The following is a 20761-nucleotide window of genomic DNA, read 5'->3' on the forward strand; positions in this document are numbered from 1 at the left end:
ATGACCACGTCCGTTTCCGTCGAGCAGGACTGGCTCGGCGAAGCCGTCCGGATCGCCACGCACAACGTCGAAAACGGCGGGGGCCCGTTCGGCGCGCTGATCGTCAAGGACGGCGAGATCGTCTCGACCGGCGTCAACCGCGTCACGGCGAACCTCGACCCGACCGCGCACGCCGAGGTGGTCGCGATCCGCGCGGCCTGCCAGGCGCTCGGCACGTTCAAGCTCGATGGCTGCGTGCTCGTGTCCAGCTGCGAGCCGTGCCCGATGTGCCTGTCCTCGGCGCTGTGGGCGCGGGTGGACAAGGTCCTCTTCGCCGCCGACCGCGACGACGCGGCCAAGGCCGGCTTCGACGACCGCGCCTTCTACGAGCTCTTCGACCGTCCCCGCGACACGTGGACGGTCCCCGTCACGCGACTGTCCGCAAAGGACGGTTTCGCGCCGTTCGCGGCCTGGCTCGACAAGAGCGACCGCACCGACTACTGACCCGCCGACTCCTGACCCACAAGGCCAGCTGACCGGAGCACAACCGAATCGAACGTCCCGCTCGCCCAGGCACGGCGTGGTGCCTTGGCCTGGCCGAGCACACCCACCGGCAAGGGCAGGACGCATGACCCAGGTAGAGATCCAGGAACCCGAACTCGGCGAAGTACCCGAACCACCCCAGCGCCGTTCGCTGTTCGACAAGCTCTTCGAGCTGCGGGCCCGGCAGAGCACAATCGGCCGCGAAGTCCGCGGCGGTATCACGACGTTCGTCGCGATGGCTTACATCGTGCTGCTCAACCCGCTCATCCTCGGTGCCTCCGCCGACATCACCGGCGCCCGGCTCTCCGCCGCTCAGGTGACCACAGCGACCGCGCTCGCCGCCGCCGTGATGACCGTCCTCATGGGACTTGTCGGCAACGCGCCCCTCGCGCTGGCCGCCGGGCTCGGCATCAACGGCATCGTCGCCTTCCAGATGGCGCCGTCGATGACCTGGGCGCAGGCGTTCGGCCTGGTCGTGCTCGAAGGCGTGTGCATCGTGCTGATGGCCGTCAGCGGCGTCCGCGAGCGGATCATGAACGCCATCCCCAGGCCGCTCAAGATGGCGATCACCGTCGGGATCGGGCTCTACATCGCCCTCGTGGGCCTGGTCAGCGCCGGGTTCGTAACCCGGGTGCCGGACGCGGCGCAGACCACGGTCCCGGTGCGCCTCGGGGCGAGCGGGCACCTGCACGGCTGGCCGATCGTCGTGTTCTGCTTCGGTCTGCTGCTGATGATCGTGCTGATGGCCCGCAAGGTCCCGGGCGCGGTGCTGATCAGCATCGGAGTGTCCACCGTGCTCGCCGTCGTGCTGCACGAGGGGTTCGGCGTCGGCGGCTGGGGTCTCACCACCCCGGCGTTGCCCGAGCACGTCGTCGCGGCGCCCGACTTCGGGCTGTTCGGCCACATCGACCTGTTCGGCGGCTTCGCCTCCGCGGGCGCGCTGGCGGCCACGGTGTTCCTGTTCACACTGGTGCTTTCCGGCTTCTTCGACGCCATGGGCACGATCACCAGCGTTTCCGACGAGGCCGGGCTGTCGAAGAACGGCAAGGTCCCGCGGATGGGCCGGATCCTGCTGGTCGACGGCGCGGGCGCGATCGCGGGCGGCGTCACCGGCTCGTCGCCGAACACGGTGTTCCTCGAATCCGCGGCCGGCGTCGGCGAAGGGGCTCGGACCGGGCTCGCGAGCGTCGTCACCGGTCTGCTGTTCGCCGGGACGCTGCTGTTCACGCCGCTGGCCGGGGTCGTCCCGGCGCAGGCCGCGGCGCCCGCGCTGGTCGTCATCGGCGGCATGATGGTCGCGCAGTGCCGGACCATCCCGTGGCACGACCCGGACTACACGATCCCGGTGTTCCTGACCGCCGCGCTGATCCCGTTCACCTACTCGATCACCAACGGCGTCGGCGCCGGTCTGATCGCGTTCGTGCTGATCAAGATCGGCCGCGGCAAGTGGCGCGAGGCCGGCTGGCTGCTGTCCCTGCTGGCGCTGGTCTTCGCGGTGTACTTCGCCATCGACGGTGTCGAAGCCCTCTTCCGGTAAGGAGTTCTCCGTGGCCCTGATGTTCTTCAACGGCGGCGCCATGCGCGGCGAGCCGCTGCACCACCTCCTCGACGGATCGCCGTTCGTGGCGGTGGCGGACACCGCGCCGAAGTACCGGTTCTACGCCGTCGGCGACCAGTGCCCGGCGTTGTACCCGGTGTCGCACGGCGGTGCGGCGGTCACCGGCGAGGTCTACGACGTCTCCCTGGACGCCCTCCGGGACAAGGTGCTGCCGGCCGAGCCGCACGAGCTGGAGCTGGGGGTGGTGGAGCTGGCCGACGGCAGTTCGGCGTTCGCGATGCTGCTGCGGCGGCCGTACACCTCGCACGTGGCCCTGCGGGACATCACCGAGCTCGGCGACTGGCGGGCCTTCAAGGCGAGCGCGTGAAGGTCCTGGTCGCCCCGGACAAGTTCAAGGGGTCGCTGACCGCGGCGGAGGTGGCGTCGGCGGTGGCTGCCGGCCTCGCCGACGTCCACCCGGCGGCGGTGGTGCGCACCCTCCCGGTGGCCGACGGCGGCGAGGGCACGGTCGACGCCGCCGTCGCCGCCGGGTACGAGCGGGTGCGGGTCCCGGCGCGCGGGCCGACCGGGATGCCGGTGACGGCGTCCTACGCGGTGCGCAGGGACACCGCGGTGGTCGAGCTGGCGGAGGCGTCCGGGCTGCACCTGCTGCCGGGTCCGCCGGAGCCGCTCACCGCGACCAGCGCGGGGACCGGCGACGTCATCGCCGCGGCCGTCCGGGCCGGGTGCCGCCGGATCGTGCTGGGCGTCGGCGGCAGCGCCTGTACCGACGGCGGCGCGGGGATGCTGACCGCGCTGGGCGCCCGCCTCCTCGACGCCGCCGGGCGCGAGCTCCCGCCGGGTGGTGCGGCCCTGTCCCGGCTCGCGTCGCTGGAGGTGCCGCGCCTGTCCGAGGTGGACATCGAGCTGGCGAGCGATGTGGACAATCCGCTGTACGGGCCGCGCGGGGCCGCCGCGGTCTACGGCCCGCAGAAAGGCGCGTCCCCCGGCGACGTCGCGACCTTGGACGCGGCGCTGCGGCACTGGGCGTCGATCGCCGGGCCGGAGTTCGCTTCCCGGCCGGGCGCCGGAGCGGCCGGGGGAGTGGGCTTCGCGGCGATGGCGCTGCTGGGCGCCCGGATGCGGCCCGGCATCGAGCTGCTGCTCGACCTGCTCGGATTCGGCGCGGCCCTGGCCGGCGCCACCCTGGTGGTCACCGGCGAGGGATCGCTGGACGAGCAGACGTTGTCGGGCAAGGCCCCGGCCGGGGTGGCCCGGGCCGCGGCGGCCCAGGGCATCCCGTGCGTGGCGGTGTCCGGGCGCTGCCGGCTGTCCGCGACGGAGCTGGCGAACGCGGGCATCTCGGCCGCGTACGCGCTGACCGAACTGGAACCGGACCCGGCGCGCTGCATGGCGGAGGCGGCACCGCTGCTGCGCCGCCTCACCCACCGACTGGCGATCGACCACCTCACGCCGCGCAGGTGAGTGCCCCGACGGAGCGAACAACCGCTACCGAGGATTTGTTATCATCGTAACCATGGCAACGAAGACGGCGGTGGACACCCGCATCCGCATCCTCGAAGCGGCGGCGGCGCTCCTGGCAGCGGAGGGCCGCGACGGTCTGTCGACCCGCGCGGTCAGCGCGGCGGCGGGTGTCCAGCCACCGGCGCTGTACCGGTTGTTCGGCGACAAGGACGGCCTGCTCGACGCGGTAGCGGCGTACGGCTTCGACGAGTACCTGAAGAGCAAGCGCGCAATGGGATCGACGGGCAACCCGGTCGAGGACCTCCGACGCGGCTGGGACCTGCACATCGAATTCGGGCTGTCCCGCCCGGAGTTCTACGTACTGATGTACGGCGACGCCCGCCCGGGCCGCAAGTCACCCGCAGCCCGCGAAGCCGAGGCAATGTTGCGGGCAATAGTCGAGCGCGTCGCGTCGGCGGGCCGCCTCCGCGTGAGCGTGGAGCGAGCGGCAAGGCTGACGCACGCGGCCGGAATGGGCGTAGTGCTGACACAGATAGCAACACCGGAGGACCAACGCGACCCGGAGCTGTCCGCAACGGCCCGCGAGACGGTGCTGGCCCGCATCTTGACGGGCACCCCAGAGCCGGCGGGATCAGACTTGCCGGAGCGAGCAATAGCACTACGCGCAGGCCTCGAGGGCGCAACAACACTGACCGACGCCGAGCGCATCCTGATGGCCGAGTGGCTGGACCGCATCGCGGACGCGTAGACGAACCACGGGCCGGATCCGGCCCCCGGACCCAGACCCGGGCCTGACCTCGGAGCCCAGCCCCCCCGGGACCCCGGAACGCAGCTCCCGCGCGAAACCGGCCCACCTCGGAACCCAGGGCCCCCGCAACCCCGATCCGAAGCCCGAACACGGACGGCGGCGCCGGGTCAAGGCACGCTTTCCCGCCTTGACGCGGTGCTGCCGTCCGTAGTCACAATCCGGCTTCGGGGTTGCGGAGAGCAGCAATCGCGGGTTTCGGAGAGCGCCAAGGTTGGCGGCATCGCGGAGACCTCAGAATCGATCCAGTCCCATCGGACATTGCTTGCAACCCCCAAAGAGCCCAATATGTTGCGGCCCACAACATATCAAGCGACAAAGCCGTCGGAGGGGTCCCGATGATCAGCTGGAAAACACTCCTGACCTGCACCGGAACAGCAATCCTCCTAGCCGCGTCCCTCCCCGGCACGGCCCTCGCCACCGGCACCGCAACCGACTGCTGCGGCAGCGCAGCCTCATGGGCCACGGGCAACAAGTCCGCCCTCGGCACATCGACCACGAACAGCCCCGTCTGGTTCACCGTCGCCGACGGCGTCACGTCCGAGGTCTTCTACCCGAGAGCCGACGTCCCCAACACCCAGGACCGCCAATTCGTCGTGACCGACGGCTCGACCTTCGTCGACCTGGAGCGCGACGCCACCGACCACGTCGTGAGCATGCCCGACGAGAAGGCGCTGCAGTACACGATCACGAACACGGCCAAGAGCGGGAAGTACCGCATCACCACGGACTACGTCACCGACCCGGCCCGGGCGACGCTGGTCACGAACACGCGGTTCCAGTCGCTCGACGGCGGCAGCTACCGGCTCTACCTGCTGGCCAACCCGTCGATGGCGGGCGGCGGGGCGAACGACAACGCCTGGTGGGACTCCACGGGCTCCCTGATGGCCAGCGGGACCGAAACGCTGTTCGGCGGCACGGCCACGACGGTCGTCTCCGCGCTGCGCGTTTCGACCGGCTTCACCGCGCACGACAACGGCTACAGCGGCGCGGCCAGCGACTGCCTGGCCGACCTGCGCGCCGACAAGATCCTGAACAACCAGTTCGACGCCGTCTCCGGCACCGGCAACGTCGTCCAGTGTGGACAGATCCCGGTCGGTACGGACACGACGTTCACCGTCGCGCAAGGCTACGGCGACACGGCGGCGGCGGCGACGTCCAACGCGAGCGCCTCGCTGAGCAGCGGGTTCACGGCCGTGTCGAATTCCTACCGCAGCGGCTGGAACTCCTACCTCGCGAGCCTCAAACCGGCTCCGGCCAGCGTTTCCGGGGACACGCAACGACGTCGCGCCTACTACGTCGCAGCCATGGCGCTGAAGACCGCCGAAGACAAACAGCACCCGGGTGCGAGCGTCGCGGGGCTGGCCACGCCCTGGGGCAACTTCACGAACGGCGACAACCTGAACGACGGCTACCACCGCGTCTGGGGCCGTGACCTCTACCAGCAGGCGACCGGGCTGCTGGCCGCGGGCGACAGCGCGCAGGCCAAGCGGATGGCCCGGTTCCTCTGGAACGCGCAGTGGATCGGCAGCCCCACGGCCGGCGACGGCACGACCTACCCGGCGGGGTCCTTCCCGCGCTACAGCCCGGTGTCCGGCGTCGCGGGGGCGAGCGCCCAGCAGCTCGGCTGCTGCGAACAGCTGGACCAGGACGCCGACGCGATCCTGCTGGCCTGGCTGACCGGCCTCACCGACGCCCCGACCTACGCCAAGGTCAAGACGACCGCGAACCACATCGTCGCCACCGGCCCGGACACCACCGAACGGTGGGAAGAGCAGTACGGCAAGTCGCCGTCCTCGGTGGCCGCGGAGATCGCCGGGCTGGTCGCGGCCGGGGCCGTCGCGCGGGCGAACGGCGACACGGCGAGCGCGTCGTCGTGGGAGTCCACGGCGGACTCGTGGCGCAACTCCCTGGCCGGCTGGACCGTCACGGCGGCCGGCTACTGGGGCGGCCACACCTACTACGAGCGCCTCGACCGCGCCGGCAACCCGAACGACGCCGCGACCATCTGCTTCGACGAAGGCTGCTTCTACGAACACGACGTCACCGACTTCGGCTTCCTCGACCTGGTGCGGCTCGGCATCCGCCCGGCCGGGGACGCGACGATCGCGAACTCGGTCGCGCCGACGGCCGCCGCGTCGGACGGCAACTCGGCGATGCAGGTGACGCTGCCGAACGGCGACGTCTACTTCCACCGCTACCCGCACGACAACTACGGCGAGAGCACGGCGGACTGCAGTGGCTGGCCGGCCGGTGGCAACCAGCGGTTCGGGCGGCTGTGGCCGGTGCTGTCGGGGGAGCGCGGGCAGTACGAGCTCGCCAACGGCCGCTCGGCGTCGGTGTACCTGAAGTCGATGGCGGACTCGGCCAACAGCGGGTACTTCGTGCCCGAACAGGTCTGGGACCGCGCGGACGCCGGCTGCTTCGGCCTCGGCCGCCCGACCGGCAGCGCGGGCCCGCTGATGTGGGCCGAGGGCCAGTACTTGCGGCTGGCACAGAGCATGGACGCGGGCCACAACCTCGACACGCCCTCGATCGTCAAGGCCCGCTACGGCACCTGAGCGCCGTGTCGTCCCTCCAGACACGCGTGTCGTCCGTTCAAGCACGCGTGTCGTCCGTTCCGTCACCGCACCAGGCGGACGGTCTTCGCCGCCGGGGTGAAGGTCGCCGTCTGGCCGCGGGTGAGGGCGACCGCGTCGGTTTCGAGGCCGTCGCCGAACGCGACCAGGCGGTCGGATTCGACCTCGACCGTCAGCGGTGCCCGGGCCAGTTCCCCTTCGGTGCACGTGGTTCCGGTCGTCGGCGACGGCCAAGCCTCGCGCACGAACCAGACGAGGCGGGCCTCGCCGGGCACGGGCAGGCGCAGCGCACTGCCGCGTTCGCGCCACACCGAGCCGCACCAGCCGGTCGCCCCGGTGCCCGTCCCGACCAGGATTCCCGACGACGCCTGGCGTTCCGCCCGCCCGCCACCGACCCCCAGCCGGTAGCGGGCCGTCTGGTGCCCGGCGTGCCCGAGGTAGATCTCGTTGAGCGCGAGCAGCCGCTGCCCGTCGTCCGCGGTGAGCTCGGCCATCGTCCGGTGTTCGACATCGTTCGTGGACCGCACCAGGTCCGCGACCGCCTCGACCGGGTGCTTGACCAGGACGCCGGGCTCGCCGGGCGCGACGCCGATCACCGGCTGGCCGTCGAGGTACTTGGCGACGTTGGCGATCAGGCCGTCCTGCCCGACCACGACGACGACGTCCTCCGGGGTGAACAGGAACCGGTCGAGGTCCGCCCGTTCGACCTCACCGCGGCGCCAGTCCAGCGGGATCGCCGCCGACGCCGCGGCGAGGGCGGCGCGCACGGCCGCGTCCGCCGCGGTGACCTCGGCGAGGTCGCGGCCGCGGGTGCGCAGGAAGAACTCGGCCTGGCCGCGGGTGCCGTGGCGGGCGACGAGCTCGGCCAGTTCGGTGCGGCGGTGGACGAGCACGACCCGCGGAGCGAGGCTCACGAGCGAACACCCAGCTTCGTCAGCAGGGGCGTGAGCAGGTCCGGGGTGAGCACCAGGCTGTCGATCCGCGGCAGGTTTCCGGCCAGTTCCTTCAGCGCCAGCCCGGTCAGCACGCCCTCGGGCAGGTCGCGGTACGCCGCCAGCCGGGCCGCCTCGCCCGCCGCTTCCGCTTCGCCGAGCGCTCGCTTCCCTTCGGCCTTCACCTGCGTGAGCCGTTGTTCGCGCGAAGCCTGCGCCTCCGTCTCGATCCGGTTCGCCGCCGCGGCTTCTTCGGCCTGACGCCGGGCGTTCGCGCCGCGCTGGGCGAGCAGCTGCTCCTCCCGGCGGGCCAGCTCGATCTGGCTCTGCAGCTCGTTTTCGCTGATCGCGCGTTCGCGTTCGACGGCGAGCGCGCGCCGCTCGAAGGTCGCCCGGTCGGCCTCCTGCTGCACCTTCTCCCGGGCGGTCGTCTGGAGCGCCTTCTCGACCTCGGGCTCGGCCCGGATCGCGACGACGCGGACGTCGAGCACCGCCGAACCGGTCTGCGCGAGCCGCGTGTCCTCTTCGGCCAGGCCCGCGCGGATCCGGTCGCGGACCGCGCGGACGCCGTCGGCGAGGGCCTGTTCGAGTGGCGTGCGGGTCAGCACCTCGACCGCGTACTGCTGGACGTTCTCGGTGAGCAGCCCGCTGATCTGCCCCAGGGGATCGCTTCGCCAGCGGCCGGTGTCCGGGTCGATGGAGAAGTCGATGCGCTGCGCGGCGAGCGCCGGGTCCTCGATCCGGAAGGTGAGGGCGAGCTGGACGGTGACGTCCTGGAAGTCGGCCGTGCGGGCGTGGAACAGCAGCGGCAGTTCGCGGTCGTCGAGCGGGACTTCCGAGACCACCGCCGTCAGCGGCCGGTACCAGAACGACAGCCCGACGCCGTCGTGCGCGAGCTTGCCGCGGCGGTAGTGCCGGATGTGCACGGTGGGGGCACCGCGCAGGTGCCGGAACCCGAACCGGCGGTCGATGTCGGCCATGGAGCCCTCCTCTTATCGTCGTGCTGACGATATGGGGGAACTCGCTAATCGTCAAGATGACGATTAGGGTGGTGGCATGGATCACCCGCCGTTCGCCGTCACCGTGGACCTCGTCGTGCTCACCCTGACCGGAGACGAGCTGTGCACGCTGCTGGTGCGCCGGGGAGTGCCGCCCTACGAGGGGGAGTGGGCACTGCCGGGCGGATTCGTCCGGGTCGACGAGGACCTGGCGGACGCGGCGCGGCGCGAGCTGGCGGAGGAGACGGGACTGGCGCCGGGGTCTGTCCACATCGAACAGCTGGCGGGTTACGGCGCACCGGACCGCGACCCGCGGATGCGAGTGGTGACGGTGGCGTACCTGGCACTGGCGCCGGACCTGCCGGTCCCGCGCGCGGGCACGGACGCGGCGGAGGCCCGCTGGGCACCGGTGCGTGCGCTGCGGACCGAGCGCCTGGCGTTCGACCACGATCGCATCCTCGCCGACGGCGTCGAGCGGGCCCGCGCGAAACTGGAGTACTCCCCGCTGGCGACGGCGTTCTGCGCGCCGGAGTTCACGGTCGCGGAGCTGCGCCGGGTGTACGAACTGGTGTGGGACACCCGGCTCGACCCCCGCAACTTCCACCGCAAGGTGACCGGGGCGGAGGGCCTGCTGGAGCCGACGGGCCGGACGACCACCCGCGACGGTGGCCGCCCGGCCCGGCTTTACCGGCGGGGTGCGGCGGAAGTGCTGTACCCGCCGATGTTGCGGGGCTGACGTCGGCGGGTTTCGTGGATCCGCCGCTCAAGCCGCCCGGGCGGGAACCAGGCGGCGGGCCGCCGAGACGATCGGCAGCAGGCGGGTGCCGAAGTTGCGGGCCGCCAAGCCGCCGCGGGTCGCCGGGATCAGCAACGCGGCCGCCGTCGACACCGCTCGCTGCTTCGGCTCCACCAGCTTCCGGTGCGCCGTCTCGTACCGCCGGAACGCCGCCGCCGGGTCTTCCGGGGTCCGGCCGAGTTCTTCCGCCAGCGTGTGCGCGCCCGCCATGGCCAGCGTCGAGCCGTCGCCGAAGAGGGACACGCACGATGCCGCGTCACCCGCCAGCACGATGCGGCCCTTGCTCCAGTGGTCCATCCGGACGCGGCTCACCGAGTCGAGGTACAGGTCGTCCGCCGTGCGCACCTGCTCCAGCAGTTCCGGGACCCGCCAGCCCGCACCTTCATAAGCCACTTCGAGCATGCGCCGGTGCAGTTCCGTGTCCCGGTGGTCGAATCCCGGCACCGCGTCGCCGCGGAACATGAACGCCGCGATGCCGTGGCCGCGGGACGGGTGGACCGCCACCGCCCGGCCGGGCGAGTTGTACATCTCGATCGCGGTCGCGCCGGACGGTGGCCCGGCCAGCGGCAGCGTCGCGATGTAGACGCCCACGTGCTCCACGAACGCCTGCTCCGGGCCGAAGGCCAGCCGCCGGACCGCCGAGTGCAGCCCGTCCGCGCCGATCACCAGGTCGAAGCGCCGCGGGGCGCCGCGTTCGAACGTGACGTCGATGCCGCCGGCGTCTTCGTGGAGTTCGGTGATCGAATCGTGGAAGACGAACTCGGCGTGCTCGCGCGCCGCGTCGTGGAGGATCGCGGCGAGGTCGGTGCGGGGGAGTTCGATGTCGCCGTCCGCGCCGAGCAGCCGCATCGGGATCCGGCCGGTCCGCCGTCCCGCGTCGTCGACGAAGTTCAGCGCCGTCGCGCTCGTGCTCGCTTCGCGCAGCTTCGCGGTGATGCCCATCCGGTCCGCGACGCGCGACGCCGCCCCGCGGACGTCCACCGGGCTCCCGCTCGAGCGCAGGCCGACGGCGCGTTCCACCACCGTGGGCCGGTAGCCGGCGCGGGCCAGCCAGTACGCCAGGGTCGGCCCGGCGACGCCGGCGCCGGAAATCAGCACGGTCTGTTCGGTCATGGTGTGCCCCCATCTCGGTCCTGACCATCGGTCAGTCGTGACCGTACTCTCCTGTCCATCGGTCAGGCAAGGGAATAGGCTGGGCCGATGACGGACGACACCCGGGCGAAGATCCTGCGCGCGGCGCTGGAAGAGTTTTCGGCGCGCGGCTTCCACGAGACGTCGGTGCGGGAGCTGGCCGAGCGGGTCGGCGTGACGAAGACCGCGGTGCTTTACCACTTCCCCGGCAAGGCGGACATCGTCACGGCGCTGGCCGAGCCGATGCTGGCGGACTTCGAAGCCGCGCTGGCGCGGGCGGCGCAGGCGCCCGACACCCGCCGGGCGGCCGTCGAGGGGCTGCTGGAGGTGTGGCTGACCCACCGGTACCTGCTCCGGATGAACCTGCGCGACCTCGGCCTGACCGCCTCGGAGGTGGTGTTCGAGCGCTTCCGCGACGGCATGCTCCGGGCGAACGGCCTGGTCGCGGGGCCGGAAGCGAACTTCGCGGACCGGGTCCGCGCGGCCCAGGCGATCGCGATGCTGAGCGACCCGGTGGTCCTCTTCGCGGAGGCCCCGCAGGCCGAGCTGCGCGCGGCGATCCTGGACGGAGTGGACCGCCTGTTCACGGCCTCGGGTGAAGGGAGAAGCGGCCGGGGCGGGCTGGGGCCGGACCCGGTCCAGGCCGCGGAAGCGGACACAGGTGTCCACGGCGGGCCGGGGCCGGACCCAGTCCAGGCGGCGGCAGCAAGCCAAGGTGCCCACGGCAGCCCCGGGCCGGAGGCGATCCAGACCGCTGCGGCAGCGGGCCAAGGTACCCACGGCAGCCCGGGGCCGGAGGCGATCCAGACCGCTGCGGCAGCGGGCCAAGGTACCCACGGCAGCCCGGGGCCGGGCGCGATCCAGACCGCTGCGGCAGCGGGCCAAGGCGCCCACGCCGGGCCGAGGCCGGACGCGCCCCGGGCCGCCGCGGCAGCGGGCGACGGCGAGCCACCCGAGGGCAACGCTGCCGCTGCGGCCGAAGACGAAAACCCCCGGCCGCCCGTCGCCGGCCGGACCGGCGCCGCCGCGCGCAAAGGTCGCCGGGGGCGGCCGTCCGCCATGAGTCCCGAAACCGTCGAGGCCGCGCGGCGCCTCTACGACGCCGGGCGCGCTCCCGCCGACATCGCGACCGCGCTCGGTGTCTCGCGGGCGACGATCTACCGCCACCTGCCCGGCCCCGATTAATGAGACACTTTATGAGACTTTTTGAGACAACTCAGGCCGGGCGGAACCACAGCGTGAACTCCGTCTTCTGCGGCACCAGCCGGTACCGCGGCAGCACCCCCGGGCCGCACGACGCCGTCCCGAGGCCGTGCTGCGCCACGTCCAGCGTCAGGTGCACCAGCTCGCCCGGCACCAGATCGTCGGTGTGGCGGGCCTCCTCCAGCGCCGCCGCCGTCCAGCGGCGGGCCGTGAAGTCGAAGACCTGTTCGCCGTCGATGCGGATGCCCGCGCCGTCCGGGGTCGTCAGGCGGGCCCAGCGGACCGCCGTCCGGTTGCCGTTCTCCTGCGGGAACACGTACGGCGTCTGCAGACCGTCGACGCTGCTGGAAAACCGGCCGATCCGCGCCGCCTGGCGGCTGTCCGGGTAGGCCTCGCCCGGGCCGCCGCCGAACCACTCCGCCGAGCCGAGCGCGCCCGGGACCGCCATCGCCAGCCCGAGCCGGGGGAGTGTGCCGGGGAACTCGCCGTCCGGGGTCACCTCGACGCGCAGCCGCAGGCGGTCGTCGAACGCCGTCCACGTGTAGTCGGCGAACAACCCGAACGGCTGGGCCGGCGGCGCGACCCGGGTGCGCACCACCAGTTCCTCGCCGTCGGCGTCGACCGTGATCACCCGGTGCTGCAGCCGGTGCAGCCCGGCCTCGCGCCACTGGTCGGCGACCGGCCGCCCGGCGAAGGTGCCGCGGTCGTTGTCGGTCGTCGCGCGCCACACGTCGAGCCGCGGCCCGGCCACGACGTGTCCGCCGAGGGCCGTCAAGGCGCCCGTCACCGGGTCGAACTCGCCGACGCCCAGCACCAGCCGTCCGCCGGTGCGGAACACCGGCCCGCGCGAGGGCAGCGGCGCCGCGGCCGGAGCCGCCGACACCGCCAGTTGTCCCCAACCGACGACGTGCCCGGCCGGCGCCCACGCCGTCGCCGAGGTCAGCGACGCCGACACGGTCAACCACGACTCGCCGCTCGTCGCGGGCAGCCCCGGGAGCGGGACCGAAGTGCTCTGTCCGGAATGGACGGCAGGCACCTCGAGGACGCCTTGGGCGACAGCGGTTCCTTCGTCCTCCAGCACCCAGGTGAAGGTGAGGTGCCCGGTGCCGACGAAGTCGTAGTGGTTGCTCACCCGGATCCCGGCCGCGTCCGCCTCGATCCGGACCGGCTCGACGACCTTCGCGAACTCGGCCAGCCCCGGTGACGGCGTCCGGTCGGGGAAGACCAAGCCGTCGATGACGAAGTTGCCGTCGTGGATGGGCTCGCCGAAGTCCCCGCCGTAGGCGAAGTGCCCGTCGGCGGCGAGGCCGTGGTCGATCCACTCCCAGAGGAACCCGCCCTGGCAGTTCGGGTACCGCTCGAACAGCTCGCGGTACTCGAGCAGGCCGCCCGGGCCGTTGCCCATCGCGTGCCCGTATTCGCACTGCAGGAACGGCAGGTCCCGCCGGCGCGCGTTGGCGTCTTCCCGGCGGCCGATCCGCTCGACGTCCTCGTGCGTGGCGTACATCCGGCTGTGCACGTCGACGTAGGCGCAGTCGTGGTCGCCTTCGTAGTGCACCGGCCGTGTCGGGTCGCGGTGGCGCACCCACTCGGCCATCCGCGCGAGGTTCTCGCCGGTGTGGCTTTCGTTCCCCAGCGACCAGAGGATCACGCTGGGCCGGTTCTTGTCCCGCTCCACCGTGCGCCGCATCCGGTCGAGGTACGCCTCGGCCCAGATCGGGTCGCCGCTGGGGTTGCCGGCCCAGTCCAGCGGCTCGAAGCCGTGGGTCTCCAGGTCGCACTCGTCGATCACCCACAGGCCGTACGTGTCGCACAGCTCGAGGAACGCCGGGTCGGGTGGGTAGTGGCTGGTCCGGACCGCGTTGACGTTGTGCCGCTTCATCAGCAGCACGTCGGCCAGGGCCGTCTCCGGCGACACTACGCGCCCCGTGCGCGGGTCGTGCTCGTGGCGGTTCACCCCGCGCAGCATCAGCGGGCGGCCGTTGACCTTGAGCTGCCCGTCCTCGATGGCGACGGTCCGGAACCCGATCCGCACCGGCACCCGCTCGGCCGCGGTGGCCAGCGTGCCCTCGTACAGCCGCGGGGTCTCGGCGCTCCACGGCTCGACCGGCAGCTCCAGGGCTTCCCCCGCCGGGTGCCCGGAGACGCCCAGCTCGGGGATGTCCAGCAGGACGTCCGGGGCGGTTTCGACCCGGACCGTGCCCAGTCCGGTGGTGTGGTCGTAATCGGCGCGCACCCAGTAGTCGCCGATGCCGCCGGCCGGCCGGGCGAGCAGGGTGACGGCGCGGAAGATGCCCGACAGCCACCACATGTCCTGGTCTTCGAGGTAGCTGCCCGCCGACCACTGGTGCACGCGCACCACGAGGACGTTCCCGGCCGGTCGCAGCAGCGGCCCGACCTCGAACTCCGAGGGCAGCCTGCTGCCCTGCGTGACGCCGAGTTCGGTGCCGTTGAGCCAGATCCGGCCGCAGGAGTCGATGCCGTCGAAGCGCAGCACCGCGGATCCGGCGGGCCAGTCCGCGGGCAGGTCGAACCGCAGCCGGTGGTCGCCGGTCGGGTTGTCCGACGGCACGTGCGGCGGGTCGACCGGGAACGGGTAGGGCACGTTCGTGTAGGCCGGACACCCGTGGCCGTGCAGCTGCCACAGCGACGGCACCGGGAGCTCGTCCCACGCCGAGTCGTCGAACTCCCCGGCTTCGATCCCCGCCGGCGCGGCCGCGAGGCTCGGCGACAGCCGGAACCGCCACGTGCCGTTCAGCGACAGCGCGGGCGCGTCGGAGGTGAAGGCCGCGCGCGGCGGAAGCGAACCCCGGCCCGGGCCGGGATCTTCGAGGTACGACATGAGGTCCTTTCCGCGTTCGGCAGGCGCCCGAGAACGTTCCCGTGAACGTTCACGGACCGCTTCGAAGTGTGCTTCGGGGCGGGACCGGGTGTCAAGGGATCAGGCGGATTCGCGCAGGTGGAGCCGGGCGCGGACGATCAGCTCGGCGGGTTCGAGGGGGGCCGCGCCGGTGACCAGGCGAGCCGCCTGCTCGACGGCCAGCGCGCCGACCGCGCGCGTGTCGATGGCGACGCTCGAGAGCTCCGGCTCGACCAGGGTGCCGAGGGCGAGCCCGTCGAACCCGATCACGGCGAGGTCGGCGGGCACCCGCAGGCCGAACCGGCGCGCCTCCCGCAGGGCACCGATGGCCATCACGTCGTTGAAGGCGAACAGCGCGGTGACGTCGGGATGGGCGGCGAGCAGGGCGGCGAGCGCCGCGCCGCCGCCGTCGACGCTCTGGGCGCCGGCGGCGATCCAGCCGGGGTGCACCGAGACCCCGCACTCCGCGGCGGCCCGCAGGAACCACCGGCGGCGCACGCTCGGGGCGGGGTTCCCGTCGAGCATGCCGATCCGCCGGTGCCCACGCGAGACGAGGTGGGCGACGGCCTCGCGGACGCCGTCCTCCCCGTCGATCCCCACGCCGCTGAACCGCGGGGAGTGCGGCTCGCGGCCGATCAGGACGACCGGGATCCCGGCGGTGAGGCGGTCGAGGTCCTCGTCGGACCGGCCGAAGTAGCCGGTGGCCGCGTCGACCTGGGTGCCGATCACCCGGAGCGTGGCCAGTTCCTGCTCGGGGTCGTCGGCGGTGTCGTGGACGACGACGTGCCAGCCACGGGCCCGGGCCGCCTCCAGCGCGCCGGAGGCGACCTCGGTGAAGAAGGGGTTGAGCAGGTCGGGCACGACGAGGCCGATCGTGGTGGTGTCCGGCCGGACCAGGCCGCGGGCGAAGCGACTGGGGCGGTACCCGAGCTCGCGGACGGCGTCGAGGACGCGCTGCTTGGTCGAGCCGTCGATCTCGCCCTTGTCGTTCAGCGCCCGCGACACGGTTTGCCGGGAGACCCCGGCCGAGCGGGCGACGTCGTGGATCGTCACCCGCCGGGGTTCCGTGCTGCTCGAAGACACCCGTCGAGTATGCCCGCCCGCGGCCCGGCCGCTACCCCAGCGGGGCGCGTTCGCGGCGCTTCACGAAGCGCCAGCCCACCGCCAGGACCACGGCGAGCACCGGGATCGAGGAGAACGCGATCTTCTCGGCGCCGTCCGAGAAGCCCATCAGCACCACCACCAGGGCCAGGAACCCGAGGGTCGCCCAGCCGCTGTAGGGCGCCCACGGCATCCGGTACGACGGACGCTCCAGCTCGCCCCGCAGGGCGGCCTGGCGCAGCCGCAGCTGGCAGAAGATCAGCGTCGCCCAGGTGCTGATCACGCCGAGGGACGCGATCGCGAGGCGATGTCGAACGCCTCCTTCGGCACCAGGTAGTTCAGCACCACGCCCAGCACGTACGCGACCGACGTGAACAAGATCCCGCCGTAGGGCACCTGACGGCGGCTCATCCGGCTGACGAACGACGGCGCTTCGCCCTTTTCGGCCAGCGACCGCAGGATGCGCCCGGTGGAGTAGAGGCCGGAGTTGACGCTGGACAGCGCCGCGGTCAGCACCACCGCGTTCATCACGTCGCCGATGCCCGGGATGCCGAGCCGGCTGAACGCGGTGACGAACGGGCTCTCGTCGCCGCTGTAGAACGGCCACGGCAGCAGCATCGCCAGCAGCAGCACCGAGCCGACGTAGAACACGCCGATCCGCCAGACCACGCCGTTGATCGCCTTCGGCAGCACCTTGCGCGCGTCCTTGGTCTCCCCGGCCGCGATGCCGACGACTTCGATCGCCGAGTAGGCGAAGATGACCGCCTGCAGCGTCATCAGCGCGACGCCGACGCCCGCCGGGAAAAGTCCACTGTGGCCGGTCAGGTTGTGCGCGCCGGCGGGTGTGCCGCCGATGTCCGCGCTCGTCAGCACCAAGCCCACGCCGACGACCAGGAAGACGACGATGGCCAGCACCTTGACCACCGAGAACCAGAACTCCAGCTCGCCGAACACCTTCACCGAAAGCAGGTTCACCATCAGCAGGACGCCGAGGGCGATCAGCGCGGTGATCCACTGCGGCACGTCCGGCAGCCACTTGTGGACGTAGATGGCGACCGCGGTGATCTCGGCGATCCCGGTCATCGCCCAGTTCACCCAGTACATCCAGCCGGAGGCGAAGCCGGCCCACGGCCCGATGAACTTCCGCGCATAGGTGACGAAGCTGCCGGAGCTGGGCTCGTGCAGGACGAGTTCGCCGAGCGCGCGCATCACGAAGTAGGCGGCCACCCCGCAGATCGCGTAGGAGAAGATCAGCGACGGGCCGACCTGGTGGAGCTTGCCGCCGGCGCCGAGGAAGAGCCCGACGCCGATGGCGCCGCCGATGGCGATCATCTGGACTTGGCGGTTGCCCAGCGCTTTCGAGTAGCTTTCACCGTTTTCGGTGAGCAGCGAGGAATCCATGGTTACCGGACGCTAGAGCCGTGTGCCGCGGATCACCAAGCAGGCTAAGGAAGACTTAAGGTGTGCCGGACATCACGGCGGGGATGGGTCGGCGAACCGCCGGTTTCGATTTGACACGGGGCGCCCGCGGCTCCCGCCGGGGCGCCTTCTACGCTCGGCCGGTGGATCTCGCGGCGCTGCTGGACCGGATAGCCGACGACGTCGCGCCCGAGGTCGGCCGCGGCGCCGTCGCGGACTACATTCCCGCGCTGGCCAGGGTGGAGCCGGGGCGGTTCGGCATGGCGGTGGCCGAAGTGGACGGTGCGGTGCACGGCGTCGGCGACTGGGAGCGCCCGTTCTCCGTGCAGAGCATGTCCAAAGTGTTCACCCTCGCGCTGACCCTTTCGCGCGGCGACGGCGTGTGGGCGCGCGTCGGCCGCGAACCGTCGGGTGATCCGTTCAATTCGCTGGTGCAGCTGGAACACGAGGACGGTATTCCGCGCAACCCGTTCATCAACGCGGGTGCGCTGGTGGTGACCGACGAACTCGCCCGCCACGGCGACGCGGTGGACGCGCTGCTCGCCTTCCTCCGGCAGGAGAGCGGCCGTGCGGAGATCGCGGTGGACCCCGAGGTCGCGGCGTCGGAGGCGGGGCACGCCGACCGCAACCGCGCCCTCGCGTACTTCATGGCGTCCTACGGCAACATGCGCCACCCGGTGCCGTCGGTGCTGGACCAGTACGTCCGCCAGTGTTCGATCGCGATGAGCTGCGCCGACGTCGCCCGGTCGGCGTTGTTCCTGGCCCGCCACGGCGTCCGCAACGACGGCTCGCGGTTGCTCGGGCTGAGCGCGGCGAAGCGGATCAACGCGGTGATGCTGACGTGCGGCACGTACGACGCGGCCGGCGAGTTCGCCTACCGCGTCGGCCTGCCGGGCAAGAGCGGCGTGGGCGGCGGCATCGTGGCGATCGTCCCGGGCCGGTGCGCGGTGTGCGTGTGGAGCCCGGGGCTGGACGCGCGCGGCAACTCCGTCGCCGGCGTTGCCGCCCTGGACCGGTTCACGACGTTGACCGGCTGGTCGATCTTCTGAGTCAGCGCAGGTAGTTGTAGACGCTGGCCCGCGAGATCCCGAGCAGGTCGGTCAGCGCCGGCACCGCGTTCTTCAGCTCCAGGAACCCCCGCTCCTTCAGCGACCGCACCAGGTCCTTCTTCGCGGCCGCCGGAAGGCTGCGCGGGGTGTGGCCGCGCTCGGTGGCGTAGTCCTCGACCAGGACACGCAGCTCGCCGGCCGTCCGGGCGCGGAGGGATTCGGTGAGCGGGGCCGGCTCGGCGGTGGCGGCCAAGCGGGTCAGGGCGTGGGCCGCCGAGCCGAGGAGGGAGACGTCGAGGTTGAGGCACAGGGCCGCGACGTACTCGCCCTCGGAGTTGCGGAGGCCGATCGACGTGCTCTTCGCGGGCCTGCCGTCCGGGAACCGGTTCGGGTAGTTCTGCAGCACGTCCGGGAACTCCGGGTCGGCGATGCGGGCCAGGCCCAGCTCGGTCGCGGGGTCGCCGACGGCGCGGCCGGACAGGCCGCCTTCGATCGCGCGCACCGCGTGGGCCGGGTCACGCAGGTCGTGCAGCACGACCTCGCACAGGCCGGGGAACATCCGGCCGACGGCGTGGGCGATCTTCTCCGCTTCGCGCAGCAGCAGCTCGTCCTCGGTCATCCGATCAGCTCCCGCAGTTTGTCCGCCGCCTTGAGGCCGGAACCGGTGAGCACGACCACCGTGGTCTCGCCGGGCCGGATGGCACCCCGCGCGCGGAAGACGTCGATCGCCGCCGCGGCCGTCGCGCTGGTCGGCTCCGCGTAGAGGCCGAGGGAAGCCAGGCGGCGGGCCGCCGCGGCGATGGCATCTTCGGTGATCGCCGCGGTGTCGCCGCCCGAGCGCCGGATCGCCGCGACGACTTCGGGCAGCCGGACCGGACGGCGGATCGCCGTCCCCTCGGCGACGGTCGGGGCGAACTCCGGCGGCTCCCGGTCGTGGAAGGCCGCATCGACGGGGGAGCAGTTCCGCGGCTGCGCGACGAGCAGGCGCGGGCGCCGCGCAATGGACCCCGCGGCCAGCAGCTCCCCGAACCCGAGGTCGCAGCCCAGCACGATGCTGCCCGCCCCGGCCACCGTGACGACGGCGTCCGGCGCCCGGAAGCCGAGGTCCTCCCACAGCTCGTAGGCGAGGGTCTTGGTGCCCTGCAGGAAGAACGGGTGCCAGTTGTGGCTGGCGTAGGTGGTGTGGTCCGAGCGGCGGACGGCTTCGGCGGCCGTGTCGTCGCGGGTGCCCGGCACCAGCTCGACGGCCGCGCCGTACGCGCGGGTCTGCAGCACCTTCGCCGGTGACGTCCCCTCGGGAGCCAGGACGGTCGCCGCGATCCCGGCCGCGGCGCTGTAGGCCGCCACCGACGAGCCGCCGTTGCCGGAACTGTCCTCCAGCAGCTCGCGCACCCCGGCGCCGGCGAGCGCGGAGACCATGACGCTGGTGCCGCGGTCCTTGAAGCTGCCGGTCGGGCTGAACCACTCGAGCTTGAACCGGACCTCGGCGCCGTCCCACACCTGCGGGACGAGCGGGGTGCAGCCTTCCCCGAGCGAGACCGGGCGGAGGTCGCCGGGCAGTGCGGCCCGGTAGCGCCAGAGCGAGCGGACGCCGGTGTCGACGTCCTCCGGGCGCAGGCCGGGCAGGGCGGCGACCGTGAGCGGTGCGCCGTCGTCGCCACGCCAGCGCAGCGGGTCGCCGGGGTACCGCACCCCCGACCGCTCGTCGGTGTACCAGTAAGCCACCGCCACCTCCTCTTCTGGACGAACAGTACAAGTCTAGACGTACTGTCTAGTACTACTCTCGAGTACGCGAAATGTCTTCAGCTTCTTCTCAGGAAAAGCCTGTGACGCGGTGGTGGAAAATTTCGATCACGCGTGCTCAGCGGCGCGCCGCTGGTGGCCGCCCGAATGCCGCCGCCCGTGCCCGGCGGCGGGCGACTGGCCACCGGTGCCCCGTTCGTGGTCTTGTGAGCACCGAGAATCCCGCCGCGTGCGGAATCCACAATGGACCGCAGGGCGGGTGACCGCCCCGGGTCGGCCATTCTTTGGCGGATTCTTTCGTTCCCCCGGAAAAGCGCCGGAAATCGCCGATCGTCGTCGACGAAGTTTGACCTGTTCGGATCGGTGAAGCGAACGTCTCCGTACGTCAGCTTTACCGGCGGGATAAGCGTGAGGGACGGCGGGGAAACTTCGCACCCTACGGTCGACGTGGTCCGGATCGGGCAACGACACCGCGTCCACCGGGCGGGATGGCTTGCGCTGTCCGGCGGTGCGAACCGGGTGGACCACGCCGTGGAACCGGTCCGCCGCACCCCGGCCGAGCCGGGTGCCGGACCGGGAACGTGACGGTGACGTTAAATTC

The 20761-nt window shown here is 72.2% G+C and carries 16 protein-coding genes and 1 pseudogene; 9 read left to right on the forward strand and 8 right to left on the reverse strand.

Annotation, left to right across the window (positions count from 1 at the left end; genetic code table 11):
• The 6 genes from QRY02_RS12265 to QRY02_RS12290 all read left to right on the forward strand — a co-directional run bounded on the left by QRY02_RS12265 (position 1) and on the right by QRY02_RS12290 (position 6910).
• On the forward strand, positions 1-483 hold the full coding sequence (locus tag QRY02_RS12265; RefSeq protein ID WP_285991653.1) for a nucleoside deaminase: 483 nt from the start codon (positions 1-3) through the stop codon (positions 481-483).
• A 124-nt stretch (positions 484-607) separates the two neighbouring features.
• Positions 608-2059, forward strand: a complete 1452-nt coding sequence (locus tag QRY02_RS12270; RefSeq protein WP_285991654.1) for an NCS2 family permease — start codon at positions 608-610, stop codon at positions 2057-2059.
• A 10-nt stretch (positions 2060-2069) separates the two neighbouring features.
• Positions 2070-2447: an allophanate hydrolase-related protein gene (locus QRY02_RS12275; RefSeq protein ID WP_285991655.1), complete on the forward strand. Its 378-nt coding sequence runs from the start codon at positions 2070-2072 to the stop codon at positions 2445-2447.
• The gene (locus QRY02_RS12280; protein WP_285991656.1) at positions 2444-3544 is read left to right on the forward strand and encodes a glycerate kinase; all 1101 of its coding nucleotides are present in this window, start codon (positions 2444-2446) and stop codon (positions 3542-3544) included. Before QRY02_RS12275 ends, QRY02_RS12280 begins: the two co-directional genes overlap by 4 nt.
• Positions 3545-3596: 52 nt before the next feature.
• Positions 3597-4292, forward strand: coding sequence for a TetR/AcrR family transcriptional regulator (locus tag QRY02_RS12285; protein WP_285991657.1), 696 nt, complete (start codon positions 3597-3599; stop codon positions 4290-4292).
• A gap of 395 nt (positions 4293-4687) precedes the next feature.
• Positions 4688-6910 carry a glycoside hydrolase family 15 protein gene (locus QRY02_RS12290; protein ID WP_285991658.1) on the forward strand — a complete coding sequence of 741 codons (2223 nt, stop codon included), beginning with the start codon at positions 4688-4690 and terminating at the stop codon, positions 6908-6910.
• A 62-nt stretch (positions 6911-6972) separates the two neighbouring features.
• Here the strand turns inward: QRY02_RS12290 and QRY02_RS12295 are convergent, their stop codons facing one another.
• The gene (locus QRY02_RS12295) at positions 6973-7842 is read right to left on the reverse strand and encodes an NAD(+)/NADH kinase (RefSeq protein WP_285991659.1); all 870 of its coding nucleotides are present in this window, start codon (positions 7840-7842) and stop codon (positions 6973-6975) included.
• A complete protein-coding gene (locus QRY02_RS12300) occupies positions 7839-8840 on the reverse strand; it encodes an SPFH domain-containing protein (RefSeq protein WP_285991660.1) in 1002 nt (333 codons plus the stop codon). The genes QRY02_RS12295 and QRY02_RS12300 overlap by 4 nt, the downstream gene beginning before the upstream one ends.
• A gap of 76 nt (positions 8841-8916) precedes the next feature.
• Here QRY02_RS12300 and QRY02_RS12305 point away from each other — a divergent pair, with 76 nt between their 5' ends.
• Entirely contained in the window at positions 8917-9594 is a 678-nt protein-coding gene (locus QRY02_RS12305) for an NUDIX hydrolase (RefSeq protein WP_285991661.1), read from the forward strand.
• A gap of 27 nt (positions 9595-9621) precedes the next feature.
• Here the strand turns inward: QRY02_RS12305 and QRY02_RS12310 are convergent, their stop codons facing one another.
• Complete coding sequence (locus QRY02_RS12310; protein WP_285991662.1) at positions 9622-10767, reverse strand: FAD-dependent monooxygenase; 1146 nt, start codon at positions 10765-10767, stop codon at positions 9622-9624.
• 87 nt (positions 10768-10854) lie between these two features.
• Between QRY02_RS12310 and QRY02_RS12315 the strand changes: the two genes are divergently transcribed.
• Positions 10855-11970: a TetR family transcriptional regulator gene (locus QRY02_RS12315; protein WP_285991663.1), complete on the forward strand. Its 1116-nt coding sequence runs from the start codon at positions 10855-10857 to the stop codon at positions 11968-11970.
• A gap of 31 nt (positions 11971-12001) precedes the next feature.
• Here QRY02_RS12315 and QRY02_RS12320 read toward each other — a convergent pair whose 3' ends face one another.
• The 3 genes and pseudogenes from QRY02_RS12320 to QRY02_RS12330 form a co-directional block, all read right to left on the reverse strand.
• Positions 12002-14830, reverse strand: a complete 2829-nt coding sequence (locus tag QRY02_RS12320; protein ID WP_285991664.1) for a glycoside hydrolase family 2 TIM barrel-domain containing protein — start codon at positions 14828-14830, stop codon at positions 12002-12004.
• A 99-nt stretch (positions 14831-14929) separates the two neighbouring features.
• On the reverse strand, positions 14930-15931 hold the full coding sequence (locus QRY02_RS12325) for a LacI family DNA-binding transcriptional regulator (RefSeq protein WP_285991665.1): 1002 nt from the start codon (positions 15929-15931) through the stop codon (positions 14930-14932).
• Between the two features lie 31 nt (positions 15932-15962).
• Positions 15963-17350 (reverse strand): annotated as a pseudogene (locus tag QRY02_RS12330) (amino acid permease).
• Positions 17351-17511: 161 nt separating this feature from the next.
• On the opposite strand from QRY02_RS12330, the gene QRY02_RS12335 reads away from it, so the two are divergent.
• A complete protein-coding gene (locus QRY02_RS12335) occupies positions 17512-18417 on the forward strand; it encodes a glutaminase (protein ID WP_285991666.1) in 906 nt (301 codons plus the stop codon).
• 1 nt (position 18418) lies between these two features.
• On the opposite strand, the gene QRY02_RS12340 is transcribed toward QRY02_RS12335, so the two are convergent.
• Together QRY02_RS12340 and QRY02_RS12345 are read right to left on the reverse strand one after the other, a co-directional pair.
• Positions 18419-19036, reverse strand: coding sequence for a helix-turn-helix transcriptional regulator (locus tag QRY02_RS12340; protein WP_285991667.1), 618 nt, complete (start codon positions 19034-19036; stop codon positions 18419-18421).
• Positions 19033-20142, reverse strand: coding sequence for a threonine synthase (locus tag QRY02_RS12345; RefSeq protein ID WP_285991668.1), 1110 nt, complete (start codon positions 20140-20142; stop codon positions 19033-19035). The genes QRY02_RS12340 and QRY02_RS12345 overlap by 4 nt, the downstream gene beginning before the upstream one ends.
• Positions 20143-20761: the final 619 nt, after the last annotated feature.

Source organism: Amycolatopsis sp. DG1A-15b, assembly GCF_030285645.1.
Classification (GTDB): Bacteria; Actinomycetota; Actinomycetes; order Mycobacteriales; family Pseudonocardiaceae; genus Amycolatopsis.